The sequence below is a fragment of the Gordonia sp. CNJ-863 genome, assembly GCF_001942325.1.
Taxonomy (GTDB): domain Bacteria; phylum Actinomycetota; class Actinomycetes; order Mycobacteriales; family Mycobacteriaceae; genus Gordonia; species Gordonia alkanivorans.
The window spans coordinates 34025-51663 of record NZ_MKKG01000033.1; the positions used below are offsets into that span (position 1 = coordinate 34025).

General features: G+C 67.8%; 17 protein-coding genes and 2 tRNA genes. 10 read left to right on the plus strand and 9 right to left on the minus strand.

Annotated features, from left to right (window positions below):
* Positions 1–2: 2 nt before the first annotated feature.
* Positions 3–1232, plus strand: a complete 1230-nt coding sequence (locus tag BJF87_RS15935) for a multidrug effflux MFS transporter (RefSeq protein WP_075863536.1) — start codon at positions 3–5, stop codon at positions 1230–1232.
* Between the two features lie 100 nt (positions 1233–1332).
* Here the strand turns inward: BJF87_RS15935 and BJF87_RS15940 are convergent, their stop codons facing one another.
* The gene (locus BJF87_RS15940) at positions 1333–2148 is read right to left on the minus strand and encodes a class I SAM-dependent methyltransferase (RefSeq protein WP_075863537.1); all 816 of its coding nucleotides are present in this window, start codon (positions 2146–2148) and stop codon (positions 1333–1335) included.
* 176 nt (positions 2149–2324) lie between these two features.
* Between BJF87_RS15940 and BJF87_RS15945 the strand changes: the two genes are divergently transcribed.
* A complete protein-coding gene (locus tag BJF87_RS15945) occupies positions 2325–2999 on the plus strand; it encodes a helix-turn-helix domain-containing protein (protein ID WP_006358734.1) in 675 nt (224 codons plus the stop codon).
* A gap of 1 nt (position 3000) precedes the next feature.
* Here BJF87_RS15945 and BJF87_RS15950 read toward each other — a convergent pair whose 3' ends face one another.
* The 4 genes from BJF87_RS15950 to BJF87_RS15965 all read right to left on the minus strand — a co-directional run bounded on the left by BJF87_RS15950 (position 3001) and on the right by BJF87_RS15965 (position 6919).
* Complete coding sequence (locus BJF87_RS15950; protein WP_075863538.1) at positions 3001–3981, minus strand: alpha/beta hydrolase family protein; 981 nt, start codon at positions 3979–3981, stop codon at positions 3001–3003.
* A gap of 121 nt (positions 3982–4102) precedes the next feature.
* Positions 4103–4903 carry an ABC transporter permease subunit gene (locus tag BJF87_RS15955; RefSeq protein WP_035754319.1) on the minus strand — a complete coding sequence of 267 codons (801 nt, stop codon included), beginning with the start codon at positions 4901–4903 and terminating at the stop codon, positions 4103–4105.
* Positions 4900–5814 carry an ABC transporter ATP-binding protein gene (locus BJF87_RS15960; protein ID WP_035754320.1) on the minus strand — a complete coding sequence of 305 codons (915 nt, stop codon included), beginning with the start codon at positions 5812–5814 and terminating at the stop codon, positions 4900–4902. The genes BJF87_RS15955 and BJF87_RS15960 overlap by 4 nt, the downstream gene beginning before the upstream one ends.
* Positions 5815–5821: 7 nt before the next feature.
* Entirely contained in the window at positions 5822–6919 is a 1098-nt protein-coding gene (locus BJF87_RS15965; protein ID WP_035754322.1) for a magnesium transporter CorA family protein, read from the minus strand.
* A gap of 148 nt (positions 6920–7067) precedes the next feature.
* On the opposite strand from BJF87_RS15965, the gene BJF87_RS15970 reads away from it, so the two are divergent.
* A complete protein-coding gene (locus tag BJF87_RS15970; protein ID WP_006358729.1) occupies positions 7068–8318 on the plus strand; it encodes a hypothetical protein in 1251 nt (416 codons plus the stop codon).
* On the opposite strand, the gene BJF87_RS15975 is transcribed toward BJF87_RS15970, so the two are convergent.
* On the minus strand, positions 8292–8771 hold the full coding sequence (locus tag BJF87_RS15975) for a thioesterase family protein (protein WP_075863539.1): 480 nt from the start codon (positions 8769–8771) through the stop codon (positions 8292–8294). The two genes, BJF87_RS15970 and BJF87_RS15975, sit on opposite strands and share 27 nt — an antisense overlap.
* Before the next feature lie 241 nt (positions 8772–9012).
* Here BJF87_RS15975 and BJF87_RS15980 point away from each other — a divergent pair, with 241 nt between their 5' ends.
* Entirely contained in the window at positions 9013–9966 is a 954-nt protein-coding gene (locus BJF87_RS15980; protein WP_262339018.1) for an alpha/beta hydrolase family protein, read from the plus strand.
* A 13-nt stretch (positions 9967–9979) separates the two neighbouring features.
* Here the strand turns inward: BJF87_RS15980 and hisC are convergent, their stop codons facing one another.
* Entirely contained in the window at positions 9980–11047 is a 1068-nt protein-coding gene (gene hisC, locus BJF87_RS15985; protein WP_075863541.1) for a histidinol-phosphate transaminase, read from the minus strand.
* A 117-nt stretch (positions 11048–11164) separates the two neighbouring features.
* Between hisC and BJF87_RS15990 the strand changes: the two genes are divergently transcribed.
* Both BJF87_RS15990 and BJF87_RS15995 read left to right on the plus strand, forming a co-directional pair.
* Positions 11165–11256, plus strand: a tRNA-Ser gene (locus tag BJF87_RS15990).
* Between the two features lie 36 nt (positions 11257–11292).
* Positions 11293–11365, plus strand: a tRNA-Arg gene (locus BJF87_RS15995).
* 61 nt (positions 11366–11426) lie between these two features.
* On the opposite strand, the gene helR is transcribed toward BJF87_RS15995, so the two are convergent.
* Positions 11427–13607, minus strand: a complete 2181-nt coding sequence (gene helR, locus BJF87_RS16000) for an RNA polymerase recycling motor ATPase HelR (protein WP_084813222.1) — start codon at positions 13605–13607, stop codon at positions 11427–11429.
* Positions 13608–14094: 487 nt separating this feature from the next.
* On the opposite strand from helR, the gene BJF87_RS16005 reads away from it, so the two are divergent.
* Positions 14095–14841, plus strand: a complete 747-nt coding sequence (locus BJF87_RS16005) for a hypothetical protein (protein WP_035754333.1) — start codon at positions 14095–14097, stop codon at positions 14839–14841.
* Between the two features lie 51 nt (positions 14842–14892).
* Complete coding sequence (locus BJF87_RS16010) at positions 14893–15543, plus strand: putative glycolipid-binding domain-containing protein (RefSeq protein WP_075863543.1); 651 nt, start codon at positions 14893–14895, stop codon at positions 15541–15543.
* Here the strand turns inward: BJF87_RS16010 and BJF87_RS16015 are convergent, their stop codons facing one another.
* Positions 15544–16518, minus strand: coding sequence for a prephenate dehydrogenase (locus tag BJF87_RS16015; protein ID WP_035754337.1), 975 nt, complete (start codon positions 16516–16518; stop codon positions 15544–15546). It lies immediately after the preceding gene.
* Between the two features lie 79 nt (positions 16519–16597).
* Here BJF87_RS16015 and BJF87_RS16020 point away from each other — a divergent pair, with 79 nt between their 5' ends.
* Positions 16598–17140 (plus strand): tRNA adenosine deaminase-associated protein, encoded by a 543-nt coding sequence (locus BJF87_RS16020; protein WP_006358720.1) that lies wholly within the window; start codon positions 16598–16600, stop codon positions 17138–17140.
* 10 nt (positions 17141–17150) lie between these two features.
* Complete coding sequence (locus BJF87_RS16025; RefSeq protein WP_006358719.1) at positions 17151–17615, plus strand: nucleoside deaminase; 465 nt, start codon at positions 17151–17153, stop codon at positions 17613–17615.
* Positions 17616–17639: the final 24 nt, after the last annotated feature.

The following is a 17639-nucleotide window of genomic DNA, read 5'->3' on the forward strand; positions in this document are numbered from 1 at the left end:
CGGTGACAAGCTCTGCTCCGACCACCCGCGACGGCCTGGGTGCGCGCCTCCTGTTCACTCTGGCGCTCCTGTCGGCGACCGCACCGATCGCGACCGATCTGTACCTGCCCTCGTTCATCGACGTCCAGGACGCTCTGCACACGGACGCCACGCACGTGCAGTTGACGCTGACCGCGTTCCTGATCGGTGTGGGTGTCGGCCAGGTCATTTGGGGTCCGATCTCGGACCGGTTCGGCCGGCGTCTCCCGCTGATCATCGGCTCTGCCGGCGCAGTCATCGCCGGTGTGGTGGTGGTCGCGGCACCGAACATCGAGGTGCTGATCGGCGCCCGGTTCGTGCAGGCGCTCGCGGCGGCGTCCGGCATGGTCATCGCCCGCGCCGTCATCGCCGATCTCCTCCGCGGATTCGCCGGCGCCCGGTCGATGACGCTGATGATGAGTATCCAGAGTCTCGCACCGGTCATCGCACCGCTCGTGGGAGGTGTTCTCGCAGGACATGTTCCGTGGCGCGGCATCCTCGCGGTGATCCTGGCTACGGCCGTATCGCAGCTGATCGGTGCGGTGACCTCGGTGCCGGAGACCCTGCCGCAGGAGCGTCGTGCACCGCGACTTCGGTTCGGGGACCTACTCGGTCGGCTGAAGCGCCCGGCGTTCATGGCCTACGTACTGACGCAGGCCTTCGCGTTCGGCGCGCTGATGGCCTACATCTCGAGCTCGTCATTCGTGTACCAGAACGTCATCGGAACGTCGGAGCTGGTGTACGGCTGCGCCTTTGCGGTCAACGCGCTGGGGATGATGGGTGGAGGACTGATCTCGTCGAGGCTGGCGCGTCGGCAGGTCCATCCCGCGACGACCATCAAGCGCAGTCTTCCCGTGTTGATCCTCGCCGCGTGCGGGGTGCTCGGCGCGGCGGTGTCGTCGGTGCCGGTCCTGCTGGTTGTCCCGCTGTTTGTCCTCGCCACGGCCATCGGCTTCATCTTCGGCAACGCGGCCGCCCTGGCCATGGAGCACACCCACGACGCCGCGGGCGCCGGCAGTGCCATGCTCGGCGGGATCATGTTCCTCGTGGGTGGCGCGTTGTCCCCGCTGGGCGGCCTCGCCGGCGACGACACCGCCGTACCGATGGCCTGCATCATGATCGTCTCGTCGATCCTCACCGCGGTCTGCTTCGTTATCGGCCGGCGCTACGTCGCGCGCAACCCGGAATCGGAGGCGGCGTTCGCGCACGCGTGACCCGCGCCCGGGCACAATCGCTGGTTCCGGCCAGAAGCGCCAGCCGGAAGTGGCGCATCTGAGGGGAAGTCGCGATTGTGCCACGCGGCGGGGACGGGGCTCACACGACGGTGAGCACAGCCTGCAGGTACTCCCACTCCATGCGGCCGTCGGTGATGTGCCGGTCGGCGAGCTCGGCGATGGCGGTGTCGAGTTCGGCGACGCGCGTCGGGTCGTCGGCGATGTTGCGGAAGGTCACGATCGTCGGGCCGTAGTGGGCCTTGAAGAAGTCCCGGAAGGCGGCGCCGTCGGGGAACTTGTCGATCTCCACCGTCGTGGTGGTGAACCGGTGATCGGTCACGCGGCCGTCGAACAGCGATCGCACATGGTCGGTGCTGCCCCACAGCGGTCCGGGCTGTGCTCCGGGAGGTGGCGGCGGTGCATACGGCTTCATGACGCTGAACAGTTCGCCGATGAAACCCGTTGGCGTCCAGTTGATCAGGCCGATCCTGCCGCCGGTATGGACGACGCGGACGAGTTCGTCGGCGCACCGCTGGTGGTTGGGTGCGAACATGACGCCGACGCAGGAGGTTGCGATGTCGAAGTCGTCATCGTCGAACGGGAGGTCCTCGGCATCGGCGGTGCGCCAGGTGATGCCGAGATCCTTGTGCCGCGCCTCGCCGGTCTCCAGCAGCTCGGGGGTGAGGTCGGTGGCGACGACGTGCCCACCGGCCCGAGCTGCCGGCACCGCGACGTTGCCGGCGCCGGCGGCGACGTCGAGAACCTTGTCGCCGGACCGGATGTACAGCGCGTCGACGAGTCGACGGCCCAGCGGGGCGATCAGATCGGCGACGGCGGGATAGTCGCCCGCTGCCCAGAGCTTGCGGTGCTTGGCCTTGATCTCGGCGTCGAACGGGGTGGGCTGGGTGGTGGTCATGATGGGGACTCCTCGTCGTGGTCGTGTCGGGGTTCGTTTGCGGACACCACGAGCTTCCGCCGTCGGGACGACTTCCCTCTAGACCAACATCTGTACCGGTTCCGGTTCACATTCTGTACTGGTCATCGACGTGCCGCGGGTGTGTACTGGGATTCAACGACGCAAGGGAGGATGCGATGACGTCGTATGGACAGTTCTGCCCGGTCGCCAAGGCCATGGAGCTCCTGGATGAACGCTGGACGATCCTGATCGTCCGCGAAATGCTCTTGGGCAGCCGTCATTTCAACGAACTACGACGCGGCGTACCGAAGATGTCGCCGGCGCTGCTCACCAAGCGGCTGCGCAGTTTGGAACGAGCCGGGGTCATTCGGCGTTCGGACATCGGTGGTCGTTCGGTGTACTCACTGACCGACATGGGCCAGGAGCTGACCACTGTGGTGGAGGCGTTGAGCCAGTGGGGGATTCGCTGGGTCGGAGAACTCGGAGACGCCGACCTCGACCCTCACCTGCTGATGTGGGACATGCGCCGCACCATCGCCGTCGAACGATGGCCACGGCGACGGACCATGGTGCAGTTCAGGTTTCGCGATGTCATCGGTAGGTCGGGCACCTGGTGGCTCGTCGTGTCGGGCGACGACGCGCAGGTGTGCGATTTCGATCCCGGTTACGAGGTCGACGCCACCATCGTGACCGATTTGAGAACCCTGACCGAGATCTGGCGCGGCGACATCGACTGGCGGTACGCGCTCAGCGCCGATCGAGCCGAGGTCCACGCCCCGGCGGAGATCGCCCGCGAGATCCCGTCGTGGATCGGGCAGAGCCTCTCGGCGGCCATCCCGCGTCCCGCGTGAATCAGCGCAGTCCGATCGAGCGCATCAGGATCGGCCAGGACACAGCCAGTTCGTCCTTCCAGTAGCCCCACTTGTGGGTGCCGCTGGGTCGCAGGTTGGAGGTGTAGGGGATGCCGAGTTGCTTCAAGCGGTTGCTCATCTGTCCGGTGCAGGTCCAGCTGCCGAACTCGCCGATCATGCCCTGGAAGGTCTCGTCGATCGGGTCGGAGAGCAGGTTGTTGTACTTCCCGGGGAGGCCGTTTCCCGACGACATGTAGATGGTCTTGCCGCGCAGCTCCTCCGCGTTCACGTAGGGATCGTGGGCGCTCCACTCTGGGTCGCCCATCGGGCCCCACATGTTGTTCGCGTTGCCGCCGCCGCGGCTCACGTCCCATCGGGTGAGCAGCTGGTTCTGGGGGCTCGAGATGTTGGCGCAGTCGCTGTACCCGGCCACCCCGCGGTACAGCGCGGGGCGTCGGGTGGCGAGGGTCAGGGCCGCGACCCCGCCCATAGACGCCCCGGCGATGGCGTTGCGACCGTTGCCGCCGAACTCCTCGTCGATAAGCGGGGGCAGTTCCTCGGTCAGGAACGTCTCGTACATGTACTTCTTGCCGACGCCGGGATCGACTGCGCGCCAATCGGTGTAGTAGCTGTGCGGATCGCCGACCGGCGTCACGACGTTGAGCTTCTCGCCCGCGCCCAGCTGCTGCAGGTTCGTCATCGCGTACCAGCCGGACTCCTCGTCGTGTGCTTCGGCGCCGTCGAGCATGTACAGCGTCGGTCGCTTGGTGTCCCCGGCCGGATGCTGGACGTCGACGGTGATCTCGCGACCCATCGACGGCGACCAGATCCTGAGGCGCTCGCGTCCGTCGAAGGCGGTGGTCGAGACGATGCGGGCGGTGTCCTGGTCGGCGACGGCGGACGGGACTCCCGGGGTGAGTGTCAGCGCGAGTGACACCCCGACCGCCACCAGTGCCCCGGTCAGCGTTCGGTGTCGTCGCATGCGGCATCCCCTCGTCGTGGGTCGAGTAACCCGTCGAGTATGGGGCAGATGTGACGGATGGGACAGGTGTTGTGACCGGATTGCAACGACGGGCTCGGCACACGCCCCGTTGATGCGGGAGCTAAGCGATGTCGCGTCGCAGCGTGGTGTACCGCCCGATCACCGCGAACGCGGCGATGTACACCAGCATCACGAGAGCACCGGCCCACTGCGGGAGCAGATCCCCGGCGCCCTCACCCATGCTGGCGTAGAAGCTCGTGCCGACCAGGGCGTCGGCCGCCGACCCGGGCAGGAACTTCGACACCGACGTGGTGGCGTCGAAGGAGGCCAGCGCGATCCGGGCGATCGGTTCGACGAGCTGGGTGAACGCCAGCAGGATGACGATCGAGGCGACCTGATTTGAGACCACCGCCCCGAAGGCGACGCCCAGCGCCGTCCACAACACCATCACGAGCATCGACAGGACGATGACCTCGATGGTCGACGTGTCGCCGAGGAAGGCGCCGTCCCCGAGGAGCGCGAGGACCGGCGCGGCGGTCGCCACCACCGCGAGCGTGCCGAGGATGCCGTACAGCGCGCCGATCGGAATACCCGCGATCAACTTGGCCACCAACAGGATTCCGCGTCGCGGTTCCACCAGGAGGCTGGCGGTGATGGTCTTGTGCCGGAACTCGCCGGTCACCGCCAAGCTGCCGATCACCAGCGCGAAGACATATCCGATCGGTGAGGTCAGTGCGTAGATCGACCGCGCGAGGTCGCCACCCGAGAGCAGCACCGGCTGATTCATCGCATCGTCAGCGGTCATCGAAAAGGCAAGGACGGCACCGATGAACGCCAGGTATCCGACCATCGCGATGAGCAGCACCCACCACATCCTGGTGGAGACGAACTTGCGGTATTCCGCGACCAGCGCCGCCTTCATCGCACAGCTCCCATCGACGGCGTGGCCGAACCGGTCAGTTGCAGGAAGACGGTCTCGAGATCGGCTCCGGCGTCGGTGAGTTCGTGCAACTCGATCCCGGCGCCGAATGCCGCGGAGCCGACGGTCGCGGTGTCGACGCCGTGGATGCGGAACCCCCCGGGGGCGTCCTCGATTCGCCAGTGGCGTTCGCGCGCCAGGGCCACAAACGACGCGGGGCTCGGCGTGCGGACCCCGACCGCGTGAACCGCGAGGTCCTCGAACTCGGTCAGTGTGGACGCGCGGACGAGTCGACCGTTGCTGATGACCACCACGTCGTCGACGGTGCTGCGTACCTCTGCCAGAACGTGACTCGACAAGAGCACCGTGCGCCCCTCGTGGGCCAGCGATCGAAGGAGTCCGCGCAACCAGACGATGCCCTGGGGATCGAGACCGTTAGCCGGTTCGTCGAGCAGGATGACCCCCGGGTCGCCGAGAAGTGCGGTGGCCAGCCCGAGTCGCTGGCGCATGCCCATCGAGTAGCCGCCGACCCGCCGGTCCGCGGCCGCGGTGAGCCCGACGAAGTCCAGCATCTCGCGACAACGCGCCTTCGAGACCCCGACCTGCGGGGCCAGCGTCGTCAGATGTCCGAGACCGGTGCGGCCCGGATGGAAGCTCGACGCCTCGAGTGCAGCCCCGACCTCCTGCGCCGGTCGCCGGATCTGCAGGTACGGGCGGTCACCGATGAGTGCTCGTCCCGCCGTCGGCTCGACGAGCCCCAGCAGCATTCGCAGGGTGGTCGTCTTGCCCGAACCATTCGGTCCGAGGAAACCCGTCACGCGCCCCGGCGCGACCGTGAAGGACAAGTCGTCGACCGCGGTGACCGCACCGAAGCGCTTGGTCAATCCATCGATCGTGATGGCGGGGGAGTTCAACGTCGGGTCACAACCAATCGCGGCGTCGGAAGGTGATGTAGAGGCCGAGCACGATTACAACTATCAGAGAGATGCTCATGATGAAGCCGGAGGTGGCGAGATACCCCGGATACGGCACATTCTGTCCGTAGAAACCGGTGATGGCCGTCGGAATCGCGATGATCGCGGCCCAGGCCGTCAGCTTCTTCATCACCGTGTTCAGCCGCGCGTCGGCGAGCGTCAGGTTCGTCTCGAAGACGGTCGTGATCATGTCCCGCAACGACTCCGTCCACTCGGACGCGCGGAGGGCGTGGTCGTACAGATCCGAGAAGTGGGGATCGAGTTCGGGCGGCGCGTGGTTCTCGAGACGGCGCCGCTGGATGCCGGCGATCACCTCACGCATCGGCAGGACCACCCGCCGCAGCACGACCAGGTCCTTGCGCAGATCGTAGGTGCGGCGCTGGAGTTCCCGGCCCGGGACCCGTTCGTCGAAGAGCAGTGCCTCGAGGTCCTCGATCTCGTCGTCGAGTCGCTGGACCGCGTCGAAATGTCCGTCGACCACGACGTCGAGCAGGCCGTGGACGAGCGCGCCCATGCCGTGTTGCGTCGCGCCGCTCTCCGACCAGCGCCGGACCACCTCGTCCATGTCGAAGTCCGGGGTCGGGCGCACAGTGATCAGAACGTTCCGTTTGACGAAGATCGAGATCCGGTGCAGGTCGAACATGCGGGCGCGCCCGTCCGACGACGCCCGGAAGTCGGTCCCCGACGCGTTCTCCGCGACGTCGTCGGACGTGGTCTCACCGGCGGCGCCGTCGTGCAGGGCGATCGCGTAGACCATGACGAACGTGTGGCCGGAGTACATGACCGTCTTCACGCGTTCGGCCGCCGCGACGGTGTCCTCGACCGCGAAGGGATCGAGGTCGAGCTCGGCGGCGACCCTCGACAGGGTCTCGTGGGTGGGGCATTCGAGGTCGGCCCAGATGAGGGTGTCGGGATCGTCGGTGTCGAGGCAGTCCGAGATCGCGTCGATGTCGAAGCCGTCCACGGCTTCGCCGTCGCGCCAGAGCTGGCCGCGTACCCGCTCGTTCGCGTGCCGTTCGGTACCGGCCTCGGCGGAATCGGTCATGCCCACATCGTGACAGCACGAACGCCTCGGGCGAGCCCGGGTGAGGAGATCGCGGTCACCCCGGCGTGTCGGAAACCGCGGGTAGCATCGAAATCGGTGTTTGCGGAAACGGGGGGCGCATCGATCTCCCAGGTAAGGCGGCAGTGGCATGGTCGACAAGGGCTCGGAAGGGCAGGGCTCGAGAGGGTCGGGGCGGATGCCTGCGCGCAGCAGCGAGCAGATCCGCGAGTGGTGCGACCGGTCGGCACTGCCGGGTGAGCGTCGCGAACTGTCCGACACCGCCGCGCTGCTCGTCGCGGCCGGTTACCTGACTCCCGGGGGCCGCGCGATCGTGGTGCGCAGGATCTCCACCGGCCGCCCGATGCCGACGGTCCCCGCCGGGTTCGGCGACCTGCGCCGCCTGCAGCGCGCGATCGTCCAGCTCGAACACCAGCTGTCCAACCCGGTCGTCCCGAGCGTCGTCGGCGCCGTCATGCGCAACCGGCTGAACGGTCTCCAACGTCGCCGCGACGACGCCCGGAAGCACATCGTGACCGCCAAGGGCGTCCTCGCCTCGGGAACGCGCGCGATCCGTCGCGAGCGTCGCGAGAACATCTACCTCGAGATCGAGGAACGCGAGCGGCTCTTCTCCGGCCTGCTGTGCACGCCGACCCCCAACGTCAACTCCTCGGGCTATGTCCGACGCGCGGGCACGGCGGCCATCGACCGCATCGCCGGCGTCGTCGGACAGGTCGCCGCGAAGTCGGGCAACCCGCAGGCCGGGCAGTGGGCCGATCAGCTCCTGACCACCAGCCGCGACGCGGCACAGGCCGGCGCCCCGCGATCGGCGACCTTCGTCGACGGTTACGAGACACTGCTGTTCATCGCGGGCCACTATTACGACCGCATCGTCGGCAACCCCGCGTGGCGTTCGGACCACTTCGAAGTGCAGCGCACCCAGGTCAACCTCCACGCCGAGCTGGCCGAGATCGCCGCCGACGTGATCGGCCTGCGAGCTGTTCGCATCGACCTCGACCGCGCGAAGCGCAACGGCGGATTCGACCGCACCTTCGCGGCCCAGATAGACCAGCGAGAGACGACGCTCCGCCCGGTGTGGAGTGAACTCATCGATCGCGTCCAGGCACTCGGCGAGGTCGCGCACGTCGTCGAGTCGGCCGCCGTCGAACTCCAGGTGCTCGCCGAATACAACAAGGCGATGACGTTGGACGACCGCATCGACGCGCTGATCGCGCGTTCGGGAGATCGGGAGATCTCGGTCGACAACACCATGCGTCTCACCGAGCAGGTGCGCAGCGGCGAAGAGCAGCTTCGGATCTATCGGGATGTGTTGCAGGGCAACATCGCCCGGATCTCGCCGGCCGTACCGCGGGAGCTACCGGCTCGCTACGAGCCGTCGTGACCAGGCCTTGAGGTAGTCCTTCTCGCCGGGGCTGAGACGCCGGAGAGTGTGTTTCTCCACGTCGACGACGGCCATCTGGGTGCTCGCCACACACGCCGGGCGGCTCACCGGGTCGGCATGTGCACCGCGGATCTCGTAGCCGATGGTGAAGTCGACCGACCGGAAGTTCTTGATCCACATGCCGATTCGCAGTGGCGAGTCGTCGTGTCTGAGTTGGGCCTGGTACCGGATGTCGACGTGGACGATCATCGCGCTGGTGATCAGCGGGGCGTACTCCTCGCCGGCGCTCAGGAGCCAGGCGATGCGCGCCTCCTCCATGAGGGTGACCATGCGCGCGTGGTTGACGTGCCCGAAGGCATCCATGTCCGACCACCGGACCCCGACCTCCGCGACGAACGCGTACGCGGAGTCGTCGAGCCCGCCGTCCTCGAGACCGGTCTTCGCTGCGTTCATCGTGACTTTCGCTCGGGGACAGAGATTGTGTGGCGATTGGTATCGGATCGGCCACTTCCGCGGCGTCTCGCCCTGCCGACCAGCAGGTAGTCTGACAGTCTAGATGTCCGCCACGTGTCCGGTTGTCCGGTGCGGTGCAGTTACATGGCGAACGGTGACTTCCGGTGCGGTCGGGGTTTTGCCGGGTAGGGAGTTTGACGTGATTTCGAGGCGCTTGATCGCGGGCCTTGCCAGTGTGCTGATGACGGCTGCATTGACCCCGGTGGTGGCCCACGCGGCACCGCGGACGACCGAGCCGAAACCCGTCGCACGTATCGCCAAGACCGTGAAGATGAGTGCCCTGCGCACCGATGTATGGGTGTACTCCCCGGCCATGAAGGACCGCATCCGCGTGTCCGTCCTGACCCCGCCGGGGGCGACGGGTCCGCGATCGACGGTGTACATGCTCGACGGTGCCGGCAACTACAAGGACGTCAGCGACTGGATCACCAAGGGTCGCGCCGGCCGGTTCTTCGCCGACAAGAACGTCAACGTAGTACTTCCCGCCGGGGCGTCGGGCACCTTCTACACCGACTGGAAGAAGCGCGACGCGAAGCTCGGCAAGCCCATGTGGGAGACATTCCTGACCAAGGAGCTGCCCCCGCTCGTCGACAAGCGGTTCAACGGCAACGGGCGCAACGCGATCATCGGTCTGTCCATGGGCGGGCAGGCGGCGTTCGCGCTCACCGTACGGAACCCTGCGATGTACACGGGCGTCGCATCGCTCAGCGGCTGTCCGCCGGTGTCGGGGCCGTTCAACGAGGCGTATGTGCGCTCGACGGTCGGTCGTGACGGCGGCGACGCGACCAACATGTGGGGACCGTTCGGCTCCGCCGGATGGCGCGCCCACGACCCGAGCCACCATCTGGACAAACTCCGCGGGAAGAACATCTTCCTCTCCGCCGGGTCGGGTGCGATCGGCCCGCTCGATCTGCAGCGTCGGATCGAACCCGAGGAGGGCACCCGGGACGTCGTGACGGCCTCGTCGTCGGCCTTGGAGCTGGGTGCCTACCGCTGCTCGCTCGAGTTCGCGGTGACCCTGCGAGCCGCCCGCATCCCGTACACCAATGGCTTCCGCCTCATCGGCACCCACACCTGGGGTTACTGGGAACGCGACCTCGCGGTTGCGTGGCCGACCCTCGCGCGCGGTCTCTAGCCGGGTCCGCCAGCTAGGCCCGTGCTCCGCCCCAGTTCTCGGCGAACGCCAGGAAGACGTCACCTTCGACGGCATTGGTGACCGTCACGCGCACGCCGTCACCGTCGAACGGACGGATCACCACACCGGCGTCGACGCCGGCCCGGGCGAAGTCCATCGCGGCCTCGCCCAGATCGAGCCAGACGAAGTTGGCCTGCGAGTCGGGCACCCGGTAGCCGGCGGCCCGCAGCCGATCGGTCACGCGGGTACGTTCGGCGACCACGGCGTCGGTCCGGGCGACGAGCTCGTCCGCGGCCTCGAGGCTCGCGATCGCGGCCGCCTGCGCGACGCTGCTCACCGAGAACGGCACGTGGACCTTGCCGAGCGCGGTGATGACCTCGGGGTCGGCGATCGCGTAGCCGACGCGGAGACCGGCGAGGCCGTACGCCTTCGAGAAAGTGCGCAGGATCACGAGATTGGGAAACTCACGACGCAGTTCGAGTGCGTCGTAGGCCTGGCTCTCCGGCAGTCGCAGGTACTCGAAGTACGCCTCGTCGAGCACGACCAGGATGTCCGACGGCACCTTCTGCAGGAAGGCTCGGAGGTCGGCCGCTTCGACGACAGTGCCCGTCGGGTTGTTCGGGTTGCACACGAACATCAACCGGGTCCGGTCGGTGACGGCGGCGGCCATCGCGTCGAGGTCGTGGGTCAGGTCGCCGGTGAGCGGCACCTGAACCGGCGTCGCGCCCGCGACCCGGGTGGCCAGCGGGTAGGTCTCGAACGAGCGCCAGCCGAACACCACCTCGTCGCCGGGGCCGCTGGTGATGGTGATCAGGTTCTGGCAGAGGATCACCGATCCGCAGCCGACCTGGACCTCGTCCTCGGTGACGCCGAGTTTCTTGGCGAGCGCTGCGGTGAGTTCGACGATCCCGTTGTCCGGGTAGCGGTTGACTCCGGCCGCGGCGGCGGCGATGGCGTCGACGACGCTCGGCAGCGGGCCCTCGGTGACCTCGTTGCTCGCGAGCTTCACGGCCCCGGGAAACGTCTTGCCCGGAACGTAGACGGGAAGGGTGTCCAGATCGGGGCGGATTCGCAGGCTCACCAGACCAATGTAGGCCGACCCGCCAGAGGGGCAAAAACCGGCTCTGACCAAACGGTTTGCTTGTGGACGCAGCGGGTGTGTAATCTTTCGTCCGGCAGTTCGAAAGGACTCCGCCAAGGAGGCGTGCCAGAGCGGCCGAATGGGACTCACTGCTAATGAGTTGTCTCGCTAAAACGGGACCGGAGGTTCAAATCCTCTCGCCTCCGCCACCGCAGTCGGCCGACGGCGGTACAACTGAATAACACGCGCCCGTAGCTCAACGGATAGAGCATCTGACTACGGATCAGAAGGTTTGGGGTTCGAATCCCTACGGGCGCACAGAAAATGAACCCGCCACCGGCTCCCGGTGGCGGGTTCATTCGTCGGCGACGAACGTGATCTACGTGTCTGTGGTGAGCACCACCAATTCGTTCGTCGCCCGCGTCATCGCCACATACCGATCCACGGCACCTTCGATCCCCTCGCCGAACGACTCCGGATCGACGAGCACCACGAGATCGAACTCGAGCCCCTTGGCGAGGGTCGGGGTCAACGACCGGACCCGCTCGTTCTCGGCGAAGCCCGGGTCGCCGATGACGCAGACCAGTCCTTCGTCATGCGCGGACAACCATTCGTCGACGACCCCCGCGAGCTCGGATCGTCGTCCGTAACGGACGGGCAGGCCGGTGCGGCGTACCGAGGTCGGGACGTTGGCGTCGGGCAGCGCGGCGCGGATGACCGGTTCCGCGGCGCCCATGATCTCCTCGGGCGTGCGGTAGTTGATGGTCAGCCCCGCCAGGGCGACGTCGCCGAACCCGACCCGCCGCAACCTCTCCGACCACGACTCGGTGAATCCGTGACGGGCTTGTGCACGGTCGCCGACCACCGTGAAGCTCTTCGACGGGCAGCGGTCGAGGAGCATCTGCCACTGCGCGTCGGTCAGCTCCTGCGCCTCGTCGACGACGATGTGCGCGAATGGTCCGGCCAGCGGGTCCGCGGTGCCGGTGTCGGCCACGACGCCGTCGTCGAGCGCGTTGCGCAGATCCTCCCCGCGGAGCATGGTCATGAGGCCCTCGCCGTCGTCGTGCACCCCGGCTGCGATCAGGTCGTCGACCACCTGGTTCATGCGATCGCGCTCGGCCGCGACGGTCGCCCGACGGTGGCGTCTGCGCAGGGCGGCTTCGGGGTCCCCGACCCTGCGTCGCGCAGCGTCGAGCAGCGGGAGGTCGGCGTCGGTCCAGGCGTCGGGGATGTCGCGCTGTAGGGCACGCACCTCGTCAGGTGTCAGCCACGGCGCACACCGGCGCAGATAGGCGGGCACCGACCACAGATCGCCGACGATGTCCGCCGGTTGCAGAACCGGCCACGCGCGATTGAACGCCGACGTGAGCTCGTGGTCGGTGGCGAGCGCACGCCGCAGTGCGCCGAAGGGAACATCGTCGTCGTGCTTCGAGGCGATGATCGAGACGAGTTCCTCCCACACCTCGTCCCGGCCGTCGTTGTGCGGCGTGCCGGGCTCGGGCACATCGAACGCCTCGGTCCAATCCGATGCAGTGAGAGTGACTTCGGCCCAGGGCGTTTCGACGACAAGCGGCGTCGTCGGTGGTTGCTCGTAGAACTCCACCGCCGGCTCGACAGCCCCGACCATCCGCGCCGACGACTTCAGTCGTGCCACGCGATCGTCGGATTCCATTGTCGCCGAATCCCCTTCGACGACGAGATCGGAGAGCGTGCACGTCTGCACGCTCTCCTCGCCGAGGCTCGGCAGCACATCGGCGACGTAGGCGAGGTACGGGCGATGCGGACCGACGATGAGGAGCCCTCCGCGGTTACCGGCGAGTCGAGGGTCGGCGTAGACGAGATAGGCCGCCCGATGGAGGGCCACCACCGTCTTGCCCGTCCCGGGGCCGCCGTCGACGACCAGCGCGCCGTGGGAGCCGGCACGGATGATCGCGTCCTGATCGGCGGCGATAGTGCCCAGCACGTCCCGCATCCGCGGCGAACGGACGGCGCCCAGGTCGGCGATGAACGCCGACTGGTCGTCGAGAGCTGCGTGACGATCAAGAGCAGCCGGGTCGTCGACGAAGACCTCATCCCAGTAGTCGGTGATCCGCCCTTGCGTCCAGCGGTAGCGGCGTCGACTGACCAGTCCTGCGGGATCACGCAGGGTCGCGGCGAAGAAAGGTGCCGCCACGGGTGTACGCCAGTCGACGAGAAGGGTTTGGCCGGCGGCATCGGTGAGACCGAGCCGGCCGATGTAGAGCACCTCACCGTCGGCGCCGACGATGCGCCCCAGGCAAGCCTCGAGGTCGAAGCGTTTCAGAGCCCGCACGCGGGACAGGGTCTCGTGAATCTCCAGATCCCGATCCAGGGCTCGACGTCCGCCGCCGCCATCGGATCGGCGAAGCGCCGCGATCCGGGAGTTCGCGTCGGCGATGCTCTCGGCGAGGCTCGTGGCGATCGAGGCGAAGTGTCGCTCGTCGTCGGCGATGAGAGCGGGGTCAGCCTTGACGGACAGCCTGGGCGGCAGGTCGAAGACAGTGCTGGGTTCAGGGGCGAGCGGGGCGGACGGCACGGACAAGGCGGCTCCGATGGTGCGATGCGGGTGGGACTTCCGGCAGGTGGGAAGGCGATTCTGCACCCGGTGGGGGGTCTTGCGGCAAGGCCCCGTCCAGCGCTTATGGTGAAGAGGGAAAAACTTTCGGACACCGAGCGGGTCACGGATGACGACGCGCCGGCGCCCATCTGTTGCACGCTGTTTCCAGTTGTGTGAAGGTGGCATCAGTTCACTCGGTGAACTATTTCGGCGGGGCCTGTCAGGGGGCTGCCGCCCCCAGATACTGGGGGTAGGGGCGGCAGCGCGGCATCGGTCGAGGACGCCTCGACCCCCAGAGGCCGGCTGTCCGCGCGTGGGAAGTCATTTCGAGAAGCAGCCGATTTCATTTGGTCAACCGGATCCGCGTCGGATCGAACCCCAAGCGACCTGTATTTCCGGACCGCGCGGGGTCACTACCATCGCGACCCGCCGTAAGGTCGAAGACAGACGACACTTCGACCGGAGGCCGACGATGGGACAGCCGTACGGCGGGCCGAACCGCGACGCCCGCGACCCGCGGGATCACGGCAACGATCCGTATACGCAGACATCCGCGTCGCCGCAGCTGTACCCGCCGCTCGGCTACGCCCCGGACGGCACCGCCCTGTTCACGCCTGGCCAGCCGACGAACACCGAACTCCGGATCGCCGAGCAGGCCGAACGCGAAGAGGCTCGGGCCGCCGCCGAGTCGACAGCCGGGGCGGACGACGAGTCCCGCATCCCGAAGGTGTCCACGACGTCGCTCATCGTCTGTCTCGGACTCGTCGTGCTGGTGGCGGTGGCGATCGTCGGGTTCAGCGGCATATTCCGGAACGAGCCCACCGAGCCGCCGCTCGCCGACCCGCCCACCACGATCGACACGGTCCCGCTTCCCCGCACGTTCGAGCCGCCGCGGCTGACCCCCGACGGTCCCGGCCGGTCGGCGCCCGGCGGACCCGATGAGCGCGTCAACCCGCAGGACAAGCCGGTGACCTACGAGGTCGCCATCGACGGCCAGGCGACCATCCTCTACGTCGACTCGATGGGCCTGCGGTCGGAGTTCGCGCCGTCGAATCCGTGGAGTGTCGAGTTCACCGGCAGCGACAATCCGTTGCGCCTGCTCGTGATCGCCGGGACGGGGAGCGGCGCCAAGTGCTCGATCACCGTCGACGGCGAGGTGGTCGTGGAGGACACCGTGACGGCGTCGTCGGCCCGACGCACCGCCTCCTGTATCGCCTGACCGGCGTCTCCACGGTCGTCCACTTGGTGGAGTGACCAGCACGTCCGATGTGTGATCGGTCCGTCGGCTCGCTACCGTAGACGTGTGAGTTCCCCGCAGACAGCCCCCGAGAGCGGGCAGTCCTCCGCCACCACGGACGAGTTCAAGACAGTGCTGACGTGGCGTGGTGAGGACACCGATCGACTCGAACAGGTGCGCCTGGTCGTCTCCGGCGCGCGCATGAAGGCCTACGGCCGGATCATCGCCGCCAAGACCGACGACCATGAGGCCTTCTCGGCGTCGTACGAATTGCAGACCACGGAGTCCGGCGTCACCAAACGCCTCACTGTGCACCTCATCTGCGAAGCGGGGGAGACCCAGTTCGGCATCACCCGCGACAACGAGGGCACCTGGCTCATCCGGCGCCCCGACGGCGAGATCATCCGGTCGGACTTCGACGGTGCCGAAGACGTCGACCTCGCCCTCTCGCCGATGTTCAACGCGCTTCCGCTGCGCCGCAAGGCATTGACCGAGGCAGACGGGGCCGTCGACGTCCCGGTCGTGTACATGTACCTGCCGAGCGGCGAGGTCAAGGCGGCCACGATGTCCTACACCGCCACCGCGAAGGGCATCGACCTCGTGTCGCCGTTGGCCACCACCACCATCACGCTCGACGAGAACGGCTTCGTCACCGATTACCCGGGACTCGCCCGACGGGTCTAGCTAACCCACCCAGACCCTGCCCTGGTGCGCCTGGCGGCGGAGTTCCTCCTGCCAGCCCGGCTCACCGATGGTCACCCCGCTGATCGGCTCCGGCTCGCCATCGTGAAGTCGCTCGTATGCGACGCGTGCGCGATGCCCGTCGTCGACCAGGATCTCCGCGGTCCCGTGGTCGCGCAGCTCGTCGCGCGCGGCGATCAGCCGGTCGATGGTCTCGCTGAGCACATTCAGGACGGCGATGCCGTTGGCCTCGATCATCGCCCGCTGCAGCGCGGGCGCGGTACCGGCTACCCGGGTGCCGTCGCGGAAACTGCCGGCCGCCAGACGCAGAGCCAGGTCGCTCTCGCCGGCACCCACAGCCGCGGTCGCGGCCGCCGTCAGATGCGGCATGTGCGAGATCGCGGCAACGGCACGGTCATGGGCGTCGGGCGCCACCGGCACGACCCGCGAACCCGCCAGCCGGGCGATCGACGCGACGGCCAGCCAGTCGTCGGCGTCGGTGTGATCGGTCGTGGTGACCGCCCACATCGCCCCCTGGAACAGCGTCGGATCGGTTGCCGACCAACCCGACCGGCTCGTCCCGGCCATCGGATGGCCGCCGACGTACCGCGCACCGGGATGCGCCCGCGCGATCACCTTCTCCACTTCCTGCTTGACGCTGATCACGTCGGTCAGCAACGCGCCGGGCGCATGTTCGGCGATGGCCGAGAGGATCGGCTCGATGGTCGTGACCGGCGTCGCCAGCACCACGACGGCACCCGTCTCGGCCGCCCGGCGCAGGGTGGCGACGAGATCTGTCGACGCCTGGTACCCGTCGGCGGTCGCTGCCTCGACGGTCGCCGACGAGCGGTTGTAGCCGAACGTCTCGTGGCCGGCGTCGTGCAGGACGCGCAGCAGCGAGCCGCCGATCAGACCCAGACCCAGCACGCACACCGGCGTCGTGGGCACAGAACGCGAGGACGACGAGTCAGCAGTCACGCCGACAACGTTCCCATACCTTGATCGCTGCTCGTCCCGGGACTTGGGACTGCCGGTGATAGCGGCTACGGTTTCTCCCATGGCCGGTGCCGGATTTGGGAAGTCGGGGTCGAACGCGCAGGACGTGGACGACGACATCGACGGTTTCGCCGTCGCGGTGGTCCGTGACGAGAGCGGATGGAAGGTCTCTGCGCTCAAGCCGTCGGCGCTCTCCGATCTCGAGGACGCCGAGAGGCAACTCCGCGAGCTCCGTTCCGCCGGTGCGGTCTTCGGACTGCTCGACGTCGACGACGAGTTCTTCATCGTCATTCGTCCCGCGCCGACGGGTGCTCGTCTACTGCTCTCCGACGCCACTGCGGCGATCGACTACGACGTCGCGGCCGATGTCCTCGACGCCTTGAACCTCGACGTCCCCGACATCGACCCGGACGAGCTCGACACCGTCGACCCGTGGGAAGAGGGAGACCTGGCGGTCCTCGCCGACCTGGGCCTGCCCGACGCGGTCATGAGCATCATCGTCGGCGACACCGACCTCTACGCCGACGAACAGCTCGGCATGATCGCCGCCCGACTCGGCTTCGCCGACGAACTGGGCAAGGTTCTCGACTCGCTCGGACACTGACCGGCTCCTGATGAGCGCCCCCGCCTGGGAGAACATGGTCCGCGCGGCGCTCGACGCCGCATCCTTGTCGGGTACCGACGACGTCCCGATCGGTGCCGTGGTCTTCGACCCCGAGGGCGTCGAACTCGCGCGCGCGGCCAACCGCCGGGAAGCAGACGGTGACCCGACCGCTCATGCCGAGGTTCTCGCCCTGCGCGCCGCCGCCCAGGCGTTCGGTGACGGCTGGCGACTCCCCGGCTGCACGATCGCGGTGACCGTCGAACCGTGCACGATGTGCGCCGGTGCCATCACGCTCTCGCGCGTCGACGCACTCGTGTTCGGGGCATGGGAGCCCAAGACCGGGGCGGTCGGGTCCCTGTGGGACGTCGTGCGGGACCCGCGACTCACCCACCGCCCCCAGGTGAAGGGCGGGGTACTCGAGGACGAGTGCCGGGCGCTGATGGTCGACTTCTTCGCGACGAAGCGCGAGCGCTGAGGGCGGCTGTCAGGGGCCGGCGAC

Coding starts and splice junctions, on each gene's coding strand:
- BJF87_RS15975 (WP_075863539.1), bottom strand. CDS start 8,771: ATGAACGCAGCGAAGACCGGTCTCGAGGACGGCGGGCTCGACGACTCC.
- BJF87_RS15940 (WP_075863537.1), bottom strand. CDS start 2,148: ATGACCACCACCCAGCCCACCCCGTTCGACGCCGAGATCAAGGCCAAG.
- BJF87_RS16020 (WP_006358720.1), top strand. CDS start 16,598: ATGGCCGGTGCCGGATTTGGGAAGTCGGGGTCGAACGCGCAGGACGTG.
- BJF87_RS15965 (WP_035754322.1), bottom strand. CDS start 6,919: ATGACCGATTCCGCCGAGGCCGGTACCGAACGGCACGCGAACGAGCGG.
- BJF87_RS15945 (WP_006358734.1), top strand. CDS start 2,325: ATGACGTCGTATGGACAGTTCTGCCCGGTCGCCAAGGCCATGGAGCTC.
- BJF87_RS15950 (WP_075863538.1), bottom strand. CDS start 3,981: ATGCGACGACACCGAACGCTGACCGGGGCACTGGTGGCGGTCGGGGTG.
- BJF87_RS15970 (WP_006358729.1), top strand. CDS start 7,068: ATGGTCGACAAGGGCTCGGAAGGGCAGGGCTCGAGAGGGTCGGGGCGG.
- BJF87_RS16005 (WP_035754333.1), top strand. CDS start 14,095: ATGGGACAGCCGTACGGCGGGCCGAACCGCGACGCCCGCGACCCGCGG.
- BJF87_RS16025 (WP_006358719.1), top strand. CDS start 17,151: ATGAGCGCCCCCGCCTGGGAGAACATGGTCCGCGCGGCGCTCGACGCC.
- BJF87_RS15955 (WP_035754319.1), bottom strand. CDS start 4,903: ATGAAGGCGGCGCTGGTCGCGGAATACCGCAAGTTCGTCTCCACCAGG.
- BJF87_RS15980 (WP_262339018.1), top strand. CDS start 9,013: ATGACGGCTGCATTGACCCCGGTGGTGGCCCACGCGGCACCGCGGACG.